The organism is Schleiferilactobacillus harbinensis DSM 16991, assembly GCF_000425885.1.
Taxonomy (GTDB): Bacteria; Bacillota; Bacilli; order Lactobacillales; family Lactobacillaceae; genus Schleiferilactobacillus; species Schleiferilactobacillus harbinensis.
Genome location: NZ_AUEH01000035.1, coordinates 1 through 19317, shown reverse-complemented (window position 1 = coordinate 19317; position 19317 = coordinate 1). Strand labels below are relative to the sequence as shown.

The following is a 19317-nucleotide window of genomic DNA, read 5'->3' as shown; positions in this document are numbered from 1 at the left end:
TTAAGAGGCGACCAAACACAGAGTTTTTTTCTGTGGGGGTCGTCTTTTTTGTGCCCAGAGGGCTCAGGCGGCCGTTCAGAAGCGTAGGCGTAAGGCAGAGCGGGCACAAACCCGCCCTTAGGTTTTTGCCCGCTCTGCCTTACGCCCTAGCTTCTGGCCGCCTCCGCTTGCTACGCATTGGCACTCGGTTCTCTAGACGAAGTGGGCGCTGCTGAAAAACTGACATACAAAGAATATATAGGGGGAATCGTCAAAATAATGACCAAAAAGCAAACAAATGTCGCGGTAACGACCGCGGCGATCTTCGTCGCCACATTTATGACCGCCATCGAAGGGACCATTGTCTCCACGGCGATGCCGACGATCATCGGCAGTCTGCATGGGGTGGAATTGATGAACTGGGTCTTTTCGATCTATCTGCTGACCAACGCGATGGTTACGCCGGTGTATGGTAAACTGGCCGATGCCATTGGACGCAAACCGGTGTTGGAAGTGGGACTGGTGATTTTTATTGTCGGCTCTTGCTTGGCCGGGTTGGCCCAGAATATGATCCAGCTGATTGCTTTCCGAGCTTTGCAGGGGATTGGGGCCGGCGCCATCATGCCGGTCACGTTCACCATCATCGCGGATATTTATCCAATTGAAAAGCGGGCTAAGGTGCTGGGCTTCAACGGCTCGGCCTGGGGCATCGCGTCGGTCATCGCGCCGCTTTTGGGCGGCTTTATCGTAGAGCGGTTGTCCTGGCACTGGATCTTCTTTATCAATCTGCCGGTGGGACTGATCACCATTGCCTTAGTGCAGTTCTTCTTCTTTGAAGAAAAGCAGACCAGGGCCGTGCAGATCGACTACCCCGGCGTGGGCAGCCTGCTGGTGACGTTGTTTGCCTTGATGATCGGCTTGCAGCTGCTCACCGATGCCGGCTCGCGGCCCATCGCCTTTGCCGCGTTGGTTCTCTCGGTCGTCGGGTTAGTCGCCTTTATCCGCCTCGAAAAAAAGGCCAGCGATCCGGTGATCGATCTGGCCCTTTTCAAAAATCGGTCCTTTGTGATCCAAAATAGTGTCGCGGCCCTGGTGTCCGGCTTTCTAATCGGCTTCGAATCCTACATGCCGATGTGGATGCAGGGTATTCTGGGTTTGCCGGCATCCATGGGCGGCTTCGCCGTCACGCCCAGCTCTTTGATGTGGATCATTGGCTCGTTTTTGGCTGGTCATTTGCTGGTGAAGTGGAGTCCGAAGCATGTGCTGACGATTGCCTTGGCCTGGCTGCTGGTCGGCGCCACCGCGTTGGCCATCGTACCAGTGACCACACCCTTCGTCGCGTTCCTAATGATTGCCGGCTGGCTGGGTTTGGCTTTCGGCTTGATCATCACGATTACCACCGTCACTGTCCAGAACTCCGTGGTGCAATCTGAAATCGGCGTGGCTACGTCCTTCAATACGTTGAGCCGGACGCTGGGTCAAACCTTGATGGTCTCCGTCTTCGGGATCGTTTTGAACACCCATTTTGCCCAAGGTGTCGCCGGTCATGCGGGCTTAACGACGGATATGCTCAACAAACTGATTGATCCGCAAACAGCGGCCCAATTACCGGCTCATCTGTTGCCCACGCTGCGCAACATTCTTTACAGCGGGCTGCACGGCGTGTATATCGTCGGGATCGGCATCATTGCCATTGCGCTGCTGTGCAATCTCTTTGATGTACCGGACAAACTGCGCTCCCGGGCAGCGGGGACTAAGACCGCCCACGCCCGGCGCTCTGCCGCCCAGCAAGAGAATTCTTAAGCCAGGTTCGCCGGGCAATCAGCCATAATACGCAGATGTGGCCCCAGCCCAAGAACCAGCCGGCTAAGACGTCGGTGGGGAAGTGGACATGGACGTAGATGCGGGAGAACCCGATCGACAGGATGAAGGCGGTGAGTAAAATCACCGCGGTGGTCCGCCACCAGCGGGAGCGCTGGGTGACCAGCAGAAATAGGATCAGTGCGCCGTAAATAGCGATGCTGCTGTCCGAATGACCGCTGGGGAAGCTGTAGCCGCCCTGTTCAATGAGGTGGGGCAGTGTCGGCCGGGCCCGCTGAATGATCAATTTGATGATCAGGTTGAGCAGACTGGCAGCACCGCCGGCTAAACCGACGAAAAGACCCCAGCGCCACTGGCGGGTACTGATCAATAGGATAATGATCAAAGCGGTAACGGCAATCAAACTCAAAGGATTCGCCGACTGGGTGATGGTCAGCATGATCTTGGTCATGGTCGGATTCGTTACCCGGTTCGCTAACTGCTGACCGGCATGGTCGATCACAGTGATAAAACCAGCATGGGTGGCGACGCCAATCAGCAGGACGATAAATACCGCGTAATTCAAGATGGTCAGCCATATCGCTCGGTGTTGCGCATTCATTAAATATAAACATCCTTTCGAACTTTTACTCCACAGCGGGCATTGAGTCCATTATAATAGAAACAGCTGAGAAATTACGTCATAAAAATCAAGGGTGGGTAATAGTGGCAAGTCGAGTTGCACGAATTCAAGGATTGAAGCGCGCCAAGAAGCAGTTACGCCGCAAACAATTATTGGCCGGGACGGGCACAGTCGCGGCTGTATCCAGTTTGGGTGTGGGCATTTTAGGGGCTGTTCACGGTCGTGCCCAGGCCACTGGGCAAAGCGTTTCTGCCCCGCCGCAGGCGACGGTATTCACTAATACGGACGAGTCGCATACCCAGTTTATCAAAACGATTGGCGACTCCGCACGGGATTTGGCCGCAAAGAATGACTTGTACGCATCGGTCATGATTGCCCAGGCAATTCTGGAAAGCAGCTGGGGCCAAAGCGGGTTAGCCGCCGCGCCGAACTACAATCTCTTTGGCATCAAGGGCAGCTTCAACGGCCAGTCCGTGAGCATGGCGACCCAGGAAGACGACTGTACTGGCAAACGGTATACGATCCAGGCCGGTTTTCGCCAGTATGATAATTACACCCAATCGCTGCAGGATTACGTCAATCTGCTGAAGCAGCCGATGTATACGGGGGCCCATAAGCAAAATGCCGCCACCTATCAGGATGCCACGCAGTTTCTGACCGGCCGCTACGCTACTGCCACAGATTACAATACCCATTTGAACACACTGATCGACCGCTACCATCTGACCGATTATGATCGGCCGGCCGGCAAGCTGGTCGTGACCACATACACCGTCAAAGCCGGTGATTCCGTGGACGGTATTGCTGCCCAATACGGCGTGAGCGCGAGTCAGATCGTTTCTCTCAATAATCTGGATGCGCAAACGATGCTGATCTTTCCAGGTCAGGTGTTAAAAGTGAAGGAACAATACGTTCCCACTGAACCGACCCAACAGACCAGTCAAGCTCAGCCGGCCGCGGCCAAGCAGCAGCCGGTGACTTACGATCATACCCACACCGTGACTGCTGGTGAGTCCATCGCCAGTATCGCGGCCAAGTACCAGATGTCCACCGATACGTTGAAGTCCGTCAATGAGTTGCAGTCTAACTTAATTTTGGTGGGGCAGACATTAAAAGTCCGTTAGACCTTGTATCCCATACCAGCCTATGGTATTGTGGGAGCAATTGATTCAAGCTAAAGGCGTCTAAATGAGTAACCGGCAAGAGCGCTTCAGAGAGACTGCGGTGGATGCGAGCAGTTGCCTTGGCCCCGGTGAACTGGTTAGACTTGCCGTGCAACTGAACTGATAGTAGGTTGGACCGCTGGGTGCGTTATCCCCTTGAGTGCGTCGCAAGACGAATAATAGGTGGCACCGCGGGGTTAACCGTCCTATGGAACTGCATAGTTTCGTGGGGCTTTTTTTATACATTTGAGGAGGAAAGACAAACATGGCGTACAATCACCGGACCGTCGAGAAAAAATGGCAGCATTATTGGGCGGAACATCATACTTTCAAGACGACAGAGGACCCCAATAAGCCGAAATATTATGTCCTGGATATGTTTCCGTACCCGTCCGGCCAAGGTCTGCACGTGGGTCATCCCCACGGCTACCTGGGCACCGATGCGATTGCCCGCATGAAACGGGCCCAGGGCTTTAACGTTCTGCATCCCATGGGCTGGGACGCCTTTGGCCTGCCGGCCGAAGAATATGCCATTAAGACGGGTCATGATCCGGCCACGTTTACGGAGCATAATATTCAAACGTTCAAGCGCCAGATGAATTCCATGGGCCTGTCCTTTGACTGGGACCGGGAAATCAACACGACGGATCCCAATTACTACAAGTGGACTCAGTGGATCTTTGAACAGTTGTACAAAAAAGGCTTGGCCTATGAGGCAGAAGTGCCGGTTAACTGGAGCCCGGATTTGGGTACTGTCGTGGCTAACGAGGATATTGAAAACGGCAAGACGGAGCGGGGCGGCTATCCCGTCTACCGCCGGCCGATGCGTCAGTGGATGCTGAAGATCACCGCCTATGCCGACCGCCTGTTGGCTGATTTGGATGATCTGGATTGGCCGGAAAACATCAAGGAACAGCAGCGCAACTGGATCGGCCGGTCTGAAGGGGCCCAAGTAACCTTCAAGATCGCTGATTCGGATAAAACCTTCGATGTTTTCACCACCCGGCCGGACACCCTGTTCGGCGCGACCTATACCGTTTTGGCCCCGGAATCGGAATTGATCAAAGAGATCACCACGCCGGAACAAAAGGCCGCCGTGGATGCTTACGTTTTAGCCACTGAACGGAAGAGCGAGCTGGAACGGACGGAATTGAACAAGGAAAAGACTGGTGTCTTCACCGGCGCTTACGCCATCAATCCGGTTAATGGCAAGAAGCTGCCAATCTGGATCGCTGATTATGTTTTGGCGGCCTACGGTACTGGGGCAATCATGTCCGTACCGGCTCACGATGACCGAGACTACGCCTTTGCTAAAGCCCATGACCTGCCGATCATTCCCGTTCTGGAAGGCGGCAATGTCGCCGAAGAAGCCTTCACCGGCGATGGTGCCCACATCAACTCTGGTTTCTTGGATGGGCTGCATAAAAAAGAAGCCATGGCGCGGATGATCAGCTGGTTGGAAGCCCACCATGTCGGGGACCGCAAAGTGTCCTACCACATGCAGGACTGGGTCTTTTCCCGGCAGCGTTACTGGGGCGAACCGATTCCCGTGATCCATTGGGAAGACGGGACAACGTCACTCGTACCAGAGAAAGAGCTGCCCTTACGCCTGCCGCCGGCGACAAATATCAAGCCCTCCGGCAAACCGGAAGGCCCTTTGGCTAACTTGACGGATTGGGTGAACGTAGTCGGCCCCGATGGCCGCAAGGGCAAGCGGGAAACCAACACAATGCCCCAATGGGCTGGGTCTTCCTGGTACTTCCTGCGCTACATCGATCCCCATAACAACGAGGCTTTGGCCGACTTTGACAAATTGAAGCGCTGGCTGCCGGTGGATCTCTACATCGGCGGCGCGGAACACGCCACACGGCACTTGCTGTATGCCCGTTTCTGGCACAAGTTCCTCTACGACATCGGTGTTGTACCCACCAAGGAACCGTTCCAGCGGTTGGTCAACCAGGGCTTGATCCTGGGTGCCGGGCACGAGAAGATGTCCAAGTCCAAGGGCAACGTCGTTAACCCCGATGATGTCATTCGGGAATACGGCGCCGATTCCTTCCGCTTAATGGAACTCTTCATGGGTCCGCTAGAAGCTTCCACACCGTGGAGCGAAGACGGTATGCATGGGGCCAAGAAGTTCTTAGACCGGGTATGGCGCCTGTTCATCGATGACGACGACAAGCTGCGGGATCGGATCACGACCATCAATGACGGCCGCTTGACTAAGATCTATAACCAGACCGTGAAGAAAGTCAGCGATGATTTCGGTGCGCTGCACTATAACACCGGGATTTCGCAACTGATGGTCTTCGTCAATGAAGCCCAGAAGGTGGATGATCTGCCGGTGGCTTATGTGGAGGGCTTTGTCCAATTACTGGCACCGATCGCGCCGCATATGGCCGAAGAGTTGTGGCAAAAACTGGGCCATGACACCTCCGTTCAGCTGGCTCCCTGGCCGAAGTACGATCCCAGCCAATTGACTGAGGATACGGCGGAGATCATCGTCCAAGTCAATGGCAAGATGCGCGGCAAGTTCAGCGTTGCCCGGGATACACCGAAGGATGAACTGGAGAAGCAAGCGCTGGCCAACGAGCACGTGCAGAAGTTCATCGGTGACGGCACTGTGCGCAAAGTGATCACCATTCCTAACAAAATCGTTAACATTGTTGTGAAATAACGACGGATCCAGGTAACACGTCCTCTTTGGGCGTGTTATTTTTTTGCCTAACTAGTCAGCGTTCCCAATCTTGGGTAAAATAAGGGCATTGCGGTTTATTGACGGTGAAGGAGAATTGGTAATGATGTCTGAAGAAAAACAGCCGGATGTCCGGACTAAACCGAAGCAGGACGCGAATTCGGACCGAAAGTCCCTCTTGGTCGGTTCCGCCTGGATGACGGCCGGCAGTATCATCTCCCGGGTCCTCGGGGCAATTTATGTGATCCCTTGGGGCATCTGGATGGGCACCCATTATCATTCAGCCAACGCGTTGTTTGGGCGCGGCTACAATATTTATAGTTTGTTCCTGATTATTTCAACGGTGGGGATCCCCGGGGCGATTTCAAAACAGATTTCGCACTATAACTCATTGAATGAGTACGGAATATCCCGGCGGCTGTTCTATCAGGGATTGATGCTGATGGGCGGCATGGGGGTCGTGACTGCGGGGGTGATGTACCTCGGGGCGCCGGTCCTGGCGGCAGGGGACCCACGGATGATCCCCATTATCCGCTCACTGAGCTGGCCGCTGCTCTTGATTCCGCCGCTGAGTATTTTGCGCGGGTACTTCCAAGGCTTTGCTGAAATGGCCCCCAGTGCGATTTCTCAACTGTTGGAACAAGTTGCCCGGCTGGTCTACATTCTAGGCGCCACCTTTGCCATCATGAAAGTGATGGGCGGCAATTATATTGATGCCGTGTCCCAGTCCACCTTTGCGGCCTTCATCGGGGCGGCCGCCGGCCTGGTGTATTTGGTGTATTTATACATGCGCCAGATTCCTCGGATGAACGCGGCCATTGCGCAAAGTGATCAGAGCCTGACCGTGTCGACCCGCCAGATCATTACGGATATCATCCGGCAGGCGGCCCCGTTCATTATTTTGGATGCCAGTATCACGCTGTATCAATTTTTTGATCAGTATACGTTCAACCCGTTCATGGATATGTTCTATAAATTGACCCGGGACCAAAATGATTATTTCTTCCAATTATTCGGGTTCAACAGTAATAAATTGGTGATGATCATTGTCTCATTGGCGGCGTCCATGGCGCTGACCGTGGTGCCGCTGCTGTCCGCAGCCCAGGCCCGTAACGACATGAAGAGTGTGCGGGAGCAGATCAACAACACCTTGGAGCTGTTTTTCTTTGTCATGCTGCCCAGCTCGTTGGGTATGGCCGCGGTGGCTCAGCCGCTGAACACGGTGTTTTATCGCTACGATCCTTGGGGCACCATGGTCTTGCAGTTCAATTCGTACATCGCCATCATCATGGGGCTGTTCACGGTGCTGGCGGCGATCTTGCAGGGCGTCTACCTGAATAAACAGGCGATTCGCTACCTGCTGTATGGTGCGATATTTAAAATTACGCTGCAGTATTCCTTTGTTTACTACTTTGGCGTCTTCGGCCCTCTGGCGACCACGGGTATTGGCTTCCTAGTCAGCTGCGGGTTCATGATTGCGCTGCTGTACCGTGATTTCCGCTTCCGCATGGGCGATCTCATTCGGGGCACGACGGAGATTCTCGTTTATGCCACGATCATGTTTGCCGTGGTCACGCTGGCTGTTTTCTTAATGAATATCGTTTTCCCCGCCCGGGATCGGATGTTAGCGATGGTTGAATTATTGCTGGCCGCCGGCCTTGGCGCCGCGGTCTACGGTTATCTGGTGCTCCGCTTCCGGGTTGCTGATCGGCTGCTGGGCGCCCGCGTCGCGGGTATTCGAAGGAGGCTGCATATCAAATGATGCGTATCGATAAGTTTCTGGCCCACCTGCAACTGGGCAGTCGGGCGGAAGTGAAAAAATTGCTCCGCGGGGGCAGTGTGACCCTCAATGGCACCACCGTGACAGATCCGAAAACCAAGGTGGACCCCGATCAAGATCAGGTGGCCTTGGGTGCTGAACCATTGGTGTACACCCAATATGTGTATTATGTGATGAATAAACCAGCGGACGTGATTACGGCCACCAAGGATGCCAAGGCAACCACCGTGATGGACTTGCTTCCGGATGAACTCTATCGGCCGGATATTGCCCCGGTGGGCCGGCTGGACAAGGACACCACCGGGCTGTTGCTGCTGACCAACGACGGCGAATTAAGTCACCGGCTGCTCAGTCCTAAGTGGCACGTGAATAAAGTCTATGTGGCCGGGTTAGATGCCCCGGTGACCCCGGCGGATGTCCGCCAGTTCGCGACCGGCATTCACCTGAAAGACTTCACCGCCGCGCCAGCGGCCTTAGTGCCGTTACCTGGTCAGCACGCCCAGGTGACCGTGCATGAGGGCAAGTTCCACCAGGTGAAGCGGATGTTCGGCGCGGTGGGTAAAGAAGTGCAGTCGCTGGAGCGGACCCAATTCGGCCCGCTGGTTTTGGCAGATGACCTGCTGCCCGGCGCGGTGCGGCCGCTCCATCCTGATGAGCTGACCGCCATGATGACCGCGGCTCAGTTGGTGAGAAAATAAAAAAGGCGCCTCCGCGGATAAAAAAATCTACGGAGGCGTTTTCTGTGGCTGATCGGGGACTGTGCTAAAATTATAGTATAGGGAAAGGCGGGTGGCCAGTCGTGCGGCAGAGTTCAGGTAAATTAGGTTGTTGGGGCGCGTTCGGGGTCCTGTTGATCATCGCCCTGGTGGTTCAATATTGGTACGTCGTTGTCGCTCTGGCCGTCATTGCCGGTGCAGTCTATTGGTATTTGCAACGGCAAAAGGCTGAGGCGGCCGCCGAACAGGCGGAAAAGCAGCAGGCCCAGGAAAAAGAGGCAGATACCATCGCCAAGATCAAGGCGTATAAGCAGCTGTTGGATGATGGTGCGATTACCCAAGATGAGTATGATCGGAAGAAGAAAGACCTGCTGGGTGATGAGTGGGATAAGTTTTAGGCCGCAGGCTACTTTTTTCTCAGCTTGAATAGATTGGGGATCAAGGCGGTAACCGCGACTGAGAAGGCAACAATGGCCGTGGATTGCAGCAGCTGCCAGCCGGCATAGCCCATTAAGATGAAGAATACAAAGCCAACGAAGACACCAGCCAGGTAACGCAGAATCGCAATTTCTCTGGGGCTCAAGTTGAAGTTCATGACCCATTCCTCCTGTCAGCGCTTTCTGCAAGCAATACAAAAAAAGAACTGCAATAATGCAGTTCTCCGTGCGAGTGCCGGTGGCAGGAGTCGAACCTGTACTCGGTGTAAACCGAACAGCGACCTGAACGCTGCGCGTCTGCCAATTCCGCCACACCGGCATGCAACATTAATATGTTATCAGATAATCACTGCTTTGCCAAGCCCTAAAAGCGAATTCATTTGGGTCAGGCCGACAAAGCGCGTTTTGAAAGGGGACTTTACCATGCGCATCAAACGAATTGCGGCATTTGCCCTGGTTTTGACCGCTCTGCTGGGCGGTTGCCAGAAACCGGCCAGCCAAGCCAAAGAATCCAGCAGCGCCAGTGCTAGTCAAGTCAGCAAGAAATCAGAAGCTGAAAGTTCGAGTTCAGAAGCCAGCGCTTCCTCGTCAACCAGTACTGACCAAGTTCAAGCCGCCACGACCCGGATCGCTGAGTTAAACAAAAAGTTGACGGATGTTTTGGGTAAAATGCCGCTGCCCCAAGCCGATGGGCTCGGTGCCGGCAGTGATCATCTGAATATCCGCTATGCCCAAACCGATACCAGCAAGACCATCTACTACAGTGTCGGCGATCAGGCAGAAGCGTTCAACGCGGCCTCGCTGCAAAACGAATATCCCTATGCCACATTGACCGAAACAACCTATGCGAATAATGACGCGGCCGCTGGTCAGGTGAATTATCAGCAAAACGTCGCCGGTTTGCCCACGGCTGATCTCGGCAGCGGCGTTACCGGCACGATCGATGCTGGCGCCGGTCAACGATACTTGCATTGGAACAAGGGCCAGTGGTCGTTCCTCGTTCATGCCGCCGCAGTGAACGGAGAAGATCCCGTGGCGACAGGGAAGCAAATCGTTACGTGGGCGAATCAATACGCACTGCCGGATGCCCGGGGTGCAGCTGAATTAGAAGTGGGGACCAGTTTCGCGGCCTTGAACCAGAAGTTCACCTGGCAAGTCGGAAACAAGGTCTATCAAGTCCAGGCGCACAGTGCGGAGACGGCAATGAAGATGATTGCCAGTATGAAGACTGAATAGTGGAACAAATCCCTGACTGCATGGCATTAGTCGCTCAGTCAGGGATTTTTCTATACTGCCCCGCAGCCTATGATTGGCTTAACCGGCGCATATACACCGACACGTGATCGATCACCATTGTCGGCAAGGTGACATACTCAGTCTCGGCTAATTGGTCGGCCACCGCCGAATGTGTGAACACCGCCGCCGCAATCGCTTCTTCTGACCAGCCGAATTGGGCAGCAAATGCCGCGATGATCCCTGTCAGTGTATCGCCAGTACCGCCGGTGGCTTGGCCGGGATTGCCAGTCGTATTCTGCCAATAGTCCTGACTTCCCGGGGTGTACAACGTTGTTCGGGCACTTTTGTGGACAAGAATCGTTCCTGTCGGCAATGTGTTCATATAGGACTGAATTGCCTCCGGCGTTTGGGCCGCAATCTTGAGCTTGCTGAGCCGGGCAAATTCCATCTCGTGGGGTGTCAGAATGATATGGCTGGCGGGCCACTCAATTTTCTTCTCGGCGGCGAGCAGGGTCAGCGCCGATCCGTCGATGACGACCGTTTGCTGGTCAGTCACGTGGGTCAGCGTAAACTCCAGTGTCTCCGCTGATTCTTGATCGGTGCCAAGACCAGGACCGATGACGACCACCGTCGCGCCGGTGATCAGTTCCGCCAGCATTTTGTGGTCCGTATAGTCAATGGCCATCACTTCGGGGTAGCGGGTATGCAGGGCCGTGAAATTCACCGGCCGGGTAGCCAAAGTCACCAAGCCCGCGCCGGCATGAACAGCCGCTCCGGCGCTCATGATACCGGCACCGCCATACTGGTCGTTACCGCCGACCACCAGAACGTGGCCAAAACTGCCCTTATACGTATCCCGAGCCCGCGGCCGCACGACGCGCCGGGCCAGTTGTTCCGTAATCAATCTTTTTTGCAAAATAATTCGCCTTTCTGCAGAAAAGGACTTGGCAAGCCGCCCTTTTCCTGATAATATATTTAACGTTGCTTGCCGGTGTGGCGGAATTGGCAGACGCGCAGCGTTCAGGTCGCTGTTCGGTTTACACCGAGTACAGGTTCGACTCCTGCCACCGGCATAGTGATCCCCTGACACATGATTTCGATGATGTGTCAGGGGCTTTTTTTGTGGAAAAATTCTTTCCTGCACACGCTGTCTCTATTTTACAGCATTTGCAGGGGGTGTTGTGCGGGTACGTGTCGGGAAAGTCAAAAAGGGAAATCTCTTGGAAAAGAAATGCAAATTTTCCGAGAGATTTCCCTTGACTTTTCTTCCAATTGCCTATACTGTATATATTGTAATATGTACAGTATAAACACTATGAACAGTAGAGGTGAGTGCAATGCTGGAATTGCAGGGATTAACCAAAACATTCGGCGGTCAAACCGCTGTCCATAACGAAACGTTCAGCGTCGCGCCGGGGACGATCATGGGTCTGATCGGCCAAAACGGCGCGGGGAAGACGACGACGTTCCGAATGATTCTGAACTTTCTCCATCCGGATAATGGGGCGGTGCTGTGGAATGGCCGGCCCATCGCCAACCAAGACCGGGCGTTCATCGGTTATCTGCCGGAAGAGCGGGGCTTGTACCCGAAGATGAAGGTGGCCGACCAGATCGTTTTCTTTGCCCAGCTCCACGGCCTCTCCCGGGCCAATGCCCTATCGCGGTTAGACGAGTGGATGGACCGGTTCCAAGTTAAGGGGAAGAAAACCGATAAAGTTAAAGACCTGTCGAAGGGGAATCAGCAAAAGATTCAGCTGATTGCTACTTTGATCCACATGCCCAAACTGTTGATTCTCGATGAGCCTTTCTCTGGATTGGATCCGGTGAATGCGGGCCTCTTGGAAGATGGGATCCGTTTGCTCAAGGAGAACGGATCGGCCATTATTTTCTCCAGTCATGACATGAGCAACGTGGAGGAAGTCTCTGATCATCTTGTTATGCTGCGCAATGGTGAAACCGTGCTGAACGGCAAAGTCAGCGAGATTCGCCATCAATTTGGCCGGACCAAGGTCTATTTGGAACAGCCGCCGCTGAGCGACGCCGAATTAGAAGCCTTCCCCGGGGTCGCCAAGGTGCTCCAGCAGGGCACGCGCTATACGCTGACCTTGAGCGATCCGGCCGCGGGTCGGGCGTTGTTCGAAGCCGCCACGGCGAAGGGGTATTTACCGGAATTCAGTCAGCAGCCGCCGACATTGGATGAAATTTTCAAACTGAAAGCAGGTGCATCGGCATGAACACAGTCAAAATTGTTTTCAACCAAGTTTTTCGCAAAAATCTGAAGAGCGGTACCTGGTGGTCTATCGTCCTGTCGCCGCTGGTTCTCGGTCTGATCATGTTCGGGATCGGGTATTACGTCAGCAGTACGACGGCCCCGGCTGAAGTCGGCGTGGTCGCCGCGCAACCGATTCAGCAAGGGCTAAGCAAACAGTCCAGCGATTCAGTGAAGTATCGGACATACGGCAGTCAAGCCGCGGCCGAGAAAGCGCTGCGGGATAAGAAAATTGACGGGGTCCTCACCGTCAATGCCCAAACGCCATACACCAGCCGGTATATCAGCCGCCAAGGCGGCCAAGACGTCAGCAAAAACACGCTGACGGCGGATCTGAGCCAGCTGAATACGGCGGCCGTGGCCGGCGAACTGCACTTGACCGGCGCTCAGCTGACCAAGCTGCTCACGCCGCCCACGGTGACTACCCGGAGCGTGACGTTCTCGGATAGCGGCAAGATGAGCACCAAGGGCGGCGCCGACGAGGGGGCTAAGTATTTCCTGGCCATGGCGATCAGCGTGCTGTTCTACGGCTTCCTGCTCAGCTACGGATCCATGACCGCTCAAGAGATCGCCACGGAGAAGGGCAGTCGGATCGAAGAAATGATTCTTGCGGCGATTAGCGCACGGGCCCAATTTATTGGTAAAATATTAGGGATCATGGCATTGATGGTTGTTCAAATCATTCTGTACGGCATTGCGACCGGTATTGCCTTGCTGGTGGGCCGCAATAATCAAACGATTCGCGGAATCGTCAGTCAGGTGGATTGGTCAATGCTGGACGGCAGCTTCCTGGCAGTGACCCTGGGCTTCTTCATTGTTGGAATTCTCAGCTACACCGTGCTGTCTGCACTGCTGGGGTCCCTGGTAGCCAGTCAGGAACAGGCTGGCCAGGCCTCCATGCCGGTGGTGATGCTGTCCTTGATCGGGTATCTGGCCTCCCTGATGTCCGCCAACGGCAGCACGCCGCTGATGAGCATCATGAGTTACATCCCGTTCCTGTCGCCGATGATGATGCCCTCCCGGCTGGCGGTGGGTCAGGTCAGCAGCGGCGAGGCCGTGATCGCGCTGGCCATCAGCACGGCCTTTCTGATCGTCTTCACCTGGCTAGCGGCGAAACTCTATGAAACCAATGTGCTGGCATACTCCGACAACAGTATCTGGCATGCGCTGCGTCAGTCATGGACGATCGCCCGCAGCGAACGGGGCCGGGGCAAAGCTGTACCAGCAAATACGAAATAAGCAATCTTGTAGAAAGCAGAGGCGGCAGTATGCGGATCGTCGTATCAAATAAAGCGGGTATTCCGATCTATCAACAGATCGAAGACCAAATTAAAACCGCCATTCTTGCTGGCGATCTGGTGGAGGGCACATTGCTGCCCTCCATTCGTCAGCTCGCGAAAGATTTGCAGATCAGTGTGATCACCACGACGCGGGCCTACCATGACTTGGAGGAGCAGGGATTTGTAAACAACGTCCAGGGCAAGGGCAGTTACGTGCTGGGCCAGGATAGTGCGCTGGTTCAGGAGCACGCCCTGCGGGAGATTGAGGAGCACCTCGGCGACGCCCTGGCGGCGGCCCAGCTGGCGAAGATTCCCGTGCAGGACCTGCACACGATGCTTGATACGCTGATTGCAGCAGAAAGTGGTGATGATGGTGACCGGTGAGGAAGAAAATCTGATCGTCGTGGACGGTTTAGCGAAACAGTATAAGGAGTTCACCCTGCATGGGATCCATTTCCATTTGCCCGCCGGCTACATCATGGGCATGATCGGGCCCAATGGGGCGGGGAAAACCACCACCATCAAGGCCTTGCTGGATATGATCCGGCCGGATGCGGGAACCATCAGCTTGCTCGGCGCCGCTACCGCGGCCGACCGGATCGCTCTGCGGGACAGTTTGGGCGTGCAGTTGGATACCACGCTGTATCCCGATTATTGGCGGGTGAAGCAGGTGGCGAAAAGTCTGCGGTCTTTCTTCCCCCAATGGGATGATGCGTATTTTGACCAATTGTGCACCGACATGGAGATTCCGCTGAAAACCAAGTATAAGAGCATGTCCCGGGGGACCCAGGTGAAGCTGCAATTAGCGGCGGCCTTAGCCCATCATCCGCGCTTGCTGATTTTGGATGAACCCACGGCGGGGCTGGATCCGCTGGCCCGGGATGAACTGCTGACCCGATTGCAGGACTTTATCGCGGATGGGCAGCATTCGGTGCTGCTGTCGACCCATCTGACCGGAGACTTGGAACGAATCGCGGACTTTCTGCTGTACATTCGCGGCGGCCGGCAGCAGTTCTTTGGCCACGTGGATGATCTGCTGGGTCAGTATGTATTGATCAAAGGCGGCTTAGCTGATTTGACGCCGGCCTTGCGTGCCGCGTTGATTGGTCTGCGGACCCACAGCGAAGGGCTCAGCGGCTTGCTGGCGGTGGATCAGACGGTGGGTTTGCCAGATACCCTGCTTCAGGAAAGCATCACGCTGGAAGAATTGATGATTTACTTTGGGAGGGGCCCCCATGCGTAATGCAGTGCGGATCATGCGGCTCGATATGCGGTCCGTGAATACACGCAGCAGTATCTTGTTCATTTATCTCATCACGGACCTGGTCACCGTGGCCTTAGCGTTCAGTCCAATGCAGAAAACGGCGTTCCTGGTTGGGTTCGGCGGTCTGATCGGCGGATCGGGGGCGTGTCTCATCACCCCGTTCATTGCCAGCGGTCAGCGCGGACTCGACGCGTTTTATGCTTTGCTGCCAGTGCGCCGGCGGGATGTGGTGAATGGGCATTACTTGTTTGCGGTCACGCTTGGCGGACTGCTGCTCCTGAACACCTGGCTGATCGTGATTGTACTTCACTGGCTGCGGCCGACGCTGTTCAGTGCTGATTTGCCGATTTTGATTGCCTTTGCCCTCGTCGGGCCGTTTATGCTGCTGCTGATGTCGTCCGTGCAATATCCGATAGTGATGCGGATCGGTTACGAAAAGGCGCCGTATTTGATCTTCTTGCCGATCGTGGCGGCGGGCCTGGTGTCGGGGTACATCGCCGGGTCGTCCACTGATCTGCTCGGGCCCCGGGGGGTCTTTTCTGCCCGCGGGTATCCCTTGCTAGGCTTGAGCTTGGCCGGTGGGGCGGCGGTGTTCCTGGTGTCGCTGTTGGTGGCCCGGCGGTTGTACGGCCAGCGGGATTTGTGATGAATAAGTTTGGGAGGAACGCGCATGCGCAACGCTTATAAAATGATGATGCTCGACATGCACGCCGTCAGCGCGCGGAATAATGTGGTCTATATTTACTTGGCCATTGATTTGATCACGATTGGGTTAGCGTACAGCCCGATGCGCGAAGATGCGTTTTTGATCGGCTTCGGCGGCATGATCGGCGGGTCCGGCGCGTATCTGATCACGCCGTTTATCTCCAGCGCCCAGCGCAGTCTGGATGCGCTGTACGCCATGCTGCCGATTCGCCGGCGGGATGTGGTCCATGGCCACTATCTGTTTGCGCTCACGGTGGGGTTGCTGATGTTGGGGAATACGTGGCTGACACTGATGGTGATCCATCTGCTGCGGCCAGCGCTGTTCGGCAGCGACTTCCAGATCCTGCTGTCTATCTCTTTGGTCGGCCCGTACATGCTGCTGATGATGACTGCCGTGCAGTATCCGATTCTGATGCGGGTGAGCTATGAGAAAGCGCCGTACGCGGTTTTTCTGCCCTTTATCGTTACTGGGTTGTTTGTCGGGTATCTGGGCGGTATTTCTTCCCAATTCGTGGGGACGGCCGGCTTTCTTTCTCGTCGGGGCCTGCGGATTGGCGGGATTGCCTTAGCCGTTGGTGCGGTGCTGTTTATTGGGTCGCTCTGGCTGGCCCGGAGATTGTACGAGTATCGGGATTTGTAATGGGATAGAAAAATGGCTGACCAGCGCGCATAGGCCTTGGTCAGCCATTTTCTCAACTGTGACGGGGCGGTTGATTACCAGAGATAATCGACCGGGTTCTTAATGTATTGTGCGTACACGTCTTCGACGATGCCCATCTGCTCGTGAGTCAGGGCGGGCAGGTCGGCGGCCGTCGTGTTGCGGCTGATCTGGCTGGCCTTGCTGGCGCCGGGAATCACGGTGGAGACGGCGTCGAACATCAGGATCCAGCGCAGGGCAGTGGCGGCCAGGTTATCGGTGTGCAGCCGGGTCTTCAGTTCATTGGCGGCCTTTTACGCCGGTGGCGTAGTCGACACCGGAGAAGGTCTCACCCTTGTCAAATTGCTCCCCGTGACGATTCGTCGTCCGTTGATCGTTGGGACCGAACTGGGTATCCAGGGTGTATTTACCAGACAGCAGGCCCGAAGCCAGCGGCACCCGGGCAAGGATGCCGACGTTGTGCTGCTTGGCCAGCTCGAAGAACAGCTTGGCCGGGCGCAGGCGGAACATGTTGAAAATGATCTCCACGCTGCCGATGTTGTAGTCCAGGGCCTTGATAGCCTGCTCCACCTTTTCGACACTCACCCCGTAGTTCTTGATCTTGCCCTCTTTTTGGAGCTGATCCAACGTGAAGAAAGTCTCAGGCGTGTAATATGTATCGAAACTGGGACAGTGGAGCAGGACATTGTCCAGGGCGTCGACGCCTTGGTTGGTTAGACAATCATCGATCCATTGGCGGATATTGTCCGGTGAATAACCGGCCGCCGTTTGTTCCGGTAGCTTGCGGCCGATTTTCGTGGAAATGATGATGTCGTCGTGAGTCTTGCGGAACTGGCCGATGGCGTGCTCGCTTTGGCCGTCTTGGTAGACGTCGGCGGTGTCGAAAAAGTTCACGCCGGCGTCATAGGCCGCGGCGAGGGTGTCTTGGGCGTCTTGAGTGCTGAACGGGTCGCCCCATTTGCCGCCAAGCTGCCAGGTGCCGAGGGAGACTTCGCTGATTTTTAAACCAGTTTTTCCTAAAGTTCTGTATTTCATGGTGGTCATCCTTTCGCTAGTTACTACTACCAGCATACCGAGTCTGGGGTGGGAAAGCCATTGGCGGACAAAAGTCTAAATATTTCTAAAGCCTTACAAACTAGGTAACAATTTTGTAACATAGGGTTGTTTCCAGCGTTTTGGTCGGTTACACTGTTTACGAGGTGATAAATATGAAGACACGTACATTGCACATCGCACTTATATCCGCATTATCGTTAATTCTTTTGGCTGGTTGCAGTGAAGGCACCAACAATCACAGCGCTGCAGTGTCCCAGTCCGATACGACATCCTCATCCGTGAAGGCACCTAAGAAGTCAGAAAAGAAATCTGAAAGCAAAAAGAGCAGTGACAAGCAGGTCGCCGCTGCCGCTAGTTCCACACCGGACAATAGCGAGGGCACTGATCAAAACAGTGCTTCCCAATCAACTGAATCCAGCCAACCGGTAGCGAATAATGATACATACAGCGCACCGGCAGCCAGCACCCAAAGCAGTCAGCAGCAAGCTGCTGCGACAACCAGCAGTCAACCGCAGAGCAGCAGCACTAGCAGCGTTGCGTCTTCTAGCAGCAAGCAGGCAGCAGCTGAAAGCAGCTCGACTGAATCCGCTGTACCGTTGGCGCAATTCTACGGTAAGTGGGATGGTGCAGACGGGTTTACGATTTATTACACCACAACTGGGACGATGGTCGTAACCCAAGACGGGAATACAACTCAGTCACCGGTAGTTGCTGAACAAATGGCTGACGGCCGCGTGCTCTTCCGGGCCACTAAGCCGGGGATTAATAATATTCTTGCGAAGATCAGCAATGGTAAGATGTATCTGACCATGGCCGGGTATGATTCGTTGGAATTGACTCGGGATGCTGGCTGGAATGGGCAGTTGCCTGAGTAATTGAGCTCAATATTTAATTGATTCATTCACAAAAATGGGTAGTGGTTTCTTTTTATTTTGCGGTCCAGTTATTATACTGGACCGTTTTTTGATATGATAAAATGGTGTAAACGCTTAAATGGCTAAACTGGCGATTATCGGAAGAGAAGAACACAATTGGCAGTTATACTCTCTAAATGTAAGCAGGCACAAAGCCACTCATAACTACAGGGGATGATTATATGACTGATTCAAGCCAGGAGAAAAAGATCGCGAGCCTTCTTGACCGGGCATTTGCGGCCTATCATGGACTTATCTTTTGGTATGATAAAAGCGGTCAGTATTTGACGTGGGTCAGTTATTTTCAAGCGGTTAGCAGCGTAGCTGTCATCATCGCCGGGCCAAATGAGCAATTTACTACCAAAGAGACCGTGGCCCAATTGTGAAGTGCAACAAAAAAGTTAGACAGTTTGGAAATTAATTACGCAGCGGTTTGATTCCGATATTCAATCGGGGTCAGGCCGTTTTTGTTCAGTGAAATTCGATCATGATTAAACTATCTGGCGTAATGCGTCACGATTTGTTTCAGCTCCTTAATATCCTTAATCGGTTGTCGATTGAGACGTTCACGCTTAAGCAGGTTGAAGAAACTTTCCATTGGGGCATTGTCATGACAGTTGCCTTTGCGGGACATGCTTGGAACGATTCCCATGGCGTGTAACCGGATCTGGTATTCACGGGTTTGGTATTGCCAGCCTTGATCGGAATGCATGATCGGTGTG

At 54.5% G+C, this 19317-nt stretch carries 19 protein-coding genes, 2 tRNA genes and 2 pseudogenes; 16 read left to right on the top strand and 7 right to left on the bottom strand.

The features are described 5' to 3' along the window. Positions 1-258: 258 nt before the first annotated feature. A complete protein-coding gene (locus H627_RS18015) occupies positions 259-1782 on the top strand; it encodes an MDR family MFS transporter (RefSeq protein WP_051225366.1) in 1524 nt (507 codons plus the stop codon). Here H627_RS18015 and H627_RS19340 read toward each other — a convergent pair. Further along, the gene (locus H627_RS19340; protein ID WP_051225365.1) at positions 1733-2401 is read right to left on the bottom strand and encodes a phosphatase PAP2 family protein; all 669 of its coding nucleotides are present in this window, start codon (positions 2399-2401) and stop codon (positions 1733-1735) included. The genes H627_RS18015 and H627_RS19340 overlap by 50 nt on opposite strands. A gap of 104 nt (positions 2402-2505) precedes the next feature. On the opposite strand from H627_RS19340, the gene H627_RS19335 reads away from it, so the two are divergent. From H627_RS19335 to H627_RS0110780, 5 genes are all read left to right on the top strand, one after another. Continuing rightward, positions 2506-3546: a glucosaminidase domain-containing protein gene (locus H627_RS19335; RefSeq protein ID WP_081674893.1), complete on the top strand. Its 1041-nt coding sequence runs from the start codon at positions 2506-2508 to the stop codon at positions 3544-3546. Positions 3547-3850: 304 nt separating this feature from the next. Continuing rightward, positions 3851-6262 (top strand): leucine--tRNA ligase, encoded by a 2412-nt coding sequence (gene leuS, locus H627_RS0110795; RefSeq protein ID WP_027828970.1) that lies wholly within the window; start codon positions 3851-3853, stop codon positions 6260-6262. 121 nt (positions 6263-6383) lie between these two features. Further along, positions 6384-8042, top strand: a complete 1659-nt coding sequence (locus H627_RS0110790; RefSeq protein ID WP_081674892.1) for a putative polysaccharide biosynthesis protein — start codon at positions 6384-6386, stop codon at positions 8040-8042. Further along, positions 8039-8758, top strand: a complete 720-nt coding sequence (locus tag H627_RS0110785; protein WP_226999159.1) for a pseudouridine synthase — start codon at positions 8039-8041, stop codon at positions 8756-8758. Before H627_RS0110790 ends, H627_RS0110785 begins: the two co-directional genes overlap by 4 nt. Positions 8759-8859: 101 nt before the next feature. Continuing rightward, on the top strand, positions 8860-9174 hold the full coding sequence (locus H627_RS0110780; RefSeq protein WP_027828967.1) for an SHOCT domain-containing protein: 315 nt from the start codon (positions 8860-8862) through the stop codon (positions 9172-9174). 8 nt (positions 9175-9182) lie between these two features. Here the strand turns inward: H627_RS0110780 and H627_RS0110775 are convergent, their stop codons facing one another. Both H627_RS0110775 and H627_RS0110770 read right to left on the bottom strand, forming a co-directional pair. Continuing rightward, positions 9183-9371, bottom strand: a complete 189-nt coding sequence (locus tag H627_RS0110775; RefSeq protein ID WP_027828966.1) for a hypothetical protein — start codon at positions 9369-9371, stop codon at positions 9183-9185. Positions 9372-9446: 75 nt separating this feature from the next. Beyond that, positions 9447-9532: transfer RNA gene (locus tag H627_RS0110770), tRNA-Leu, on the bottom strand. 104 nt (positions 9533-9636) lie between these two features. Here H627_RS0110770 and H627_RS0110765 point away from each other — a divergent pair. Then, complete coding sequence (locus H627_RS0110765) at positions 9637-10449, top strand: hypothetical protein (protein WP_027828965.1); 813 nt, start codon at positions 9637-9639, stop codon at positions 10447-10449. 67 nt (positions 10450-10516) lie between these two features. Here the strand turns inward: H627_RS0110765 and H627_RS0110760 are convergent, their stop codons facing one another. Further along, positions 10517-11365, bottom strand: coding sequence for an NAD(P)H-hydrate dehydratase (locus H627_RS0110760; RefSeq protein WP_035440742.1), 849 nt, complete (start codon positions 11363-11365; stop codon positions 10517-10519). Positions 11366-11436: 71 nt separating this feature from the next. Between H627_RS0110760 and H627_RS0110755 the strand changes: the two genes are divergently transcribed. The 7 genes from H627_RS0110755 to H627_RS0110725 all read left to right on the top strand — a co-directional run bounded on the left by H627_RS0110755 (position 11437) and on the right by H627_RS0110725 (position 16607). Next, positions 11437-11522: transfer RNA gene (locus tag H627_RS0110755), tRNA-Leu, on the top strand. 264 nt (positions 11523-11786) lie between these two features. Next, on the top strand, positions 11787-12683 hold the full coding sequence (locus H627_RS0110750; protein WP_027828963.1) for an ABC transporter ATP-binding protein: 897 nt from the start codon (positions 11787-11789) through the stop codon (positions 12681-12683). Beyond that, complete coding sequence (locus H627_RS0110745; RefSeq protein WP_027828962.1) at positions 12680-13957, top strand: ABC transporter permease; 1278 nt, start codon at positions 12680-12682, stop codon at positions 13955-13957. The genes H627_RS0110750 and H627_RS0110745 overlap by 4 nt, the downstream gene beginning before the upstream one ends. A gap of 29 nt (positions 13958-13986) precedes the next feature. Further along, positions 13987-14382 carry a GntR family transcriptional regulator gene (locus tag H627_RS0110740; protein WP_027828961.1) on the top strand — a complete coding sequence of 132 codons (396 nt, stop codon included), beginning with the start codon at positions 13987-13989 and terminating at the stop codon, positions 14380-14382. Further along, the gene (locus H627_RS0110735) at positions 14366-15241 is read left to right on the top strand and encodes an ABC transporter ATP-binding protein (RefSeq protein ID WP_371859371.1); all 876 of its coding nucleotides are present in this window, start codon (positions 14366-14368) and stop codon (positions 15239-15241) included. The genes H627_RS0110740 and H627_RS0110735 overlap by 17 nt, the downstream gene beginning before the upstream one ends. Further along, a complete protein-coding gene (locus tag H627_RS0110730; RefSeq protein WP_027828959.1) occupies positions 15234-15908 on the top strand; it encodes an ABC-2 transporter permease in 675 nt (224 codons plus the stop codon). Before H627_RS0110735 ends, H627_RS0110730 begins: the two co-directional genes overlap by 8 nt. Before the next feature lie 24 nt (positions 15909-15932). Next, positions 15933-16607: an ABC-2 transporter permease gene (locus tag H627_RS0110725; protein ID WP_027828958.1), complete on the top strand. Its 675-nt coding sequence runs from the start codon at positions 15933-15935 to the stop codon at positions 16605-16607. 74 nt (positions 16608-16681) lie between these two features. Here the strand turns inward: H627_RS0110725 and H627_RS18000 are convergent. Next, positions 16682-17660: pseudogene (locus H627_RS18000) on the bottom strand (aldo/keto reductase). A gap of 173 nt (positions 17661-17833) precedes the next feature. On the opposite strand from H627_RS18000, the gene H627_RS0110715 reads away from it, so the two are divergent. Continuing rightward, a complete protein-coding gene (locus tag H627_RS0110715; RefSeq protein WP_035440741.1) occupies positions 17834-18556 on the top strand; it encodes a hypothetical protein in 723 nt (240 codons plus the stop codon). Between the two features lie 221 nt (positions 18557-18777). Beyond that, on the top strand, positions 18778-18981 hold the full coding sequence (locus H627_RS0110710; RefSeq protein ID WP_027828956.1) for a hypothetical protein: 204 nt from the start codon (positions 18778-18780) through the stop codon (positions 18979-18981). Between the two features lie 35 nt (positions 18982-19016). Here H627_RS0110710 and H627_RS20930 read toward each other — a convergent pair. After that, positions 19017-19091: pseudogene (locus H627_RS20930) on the bottom strand (IS3 family transposase); the annotation flags it as partial. Then, the coding region (locus tag H627_RS17995) for an integrase core domain-containing protein (protein ID WP_155827919.1) at positions 19092-19317 on the bottom strand (226 nt) is incomplete at its 5' end. It abuts the pseudogene before it with no gap.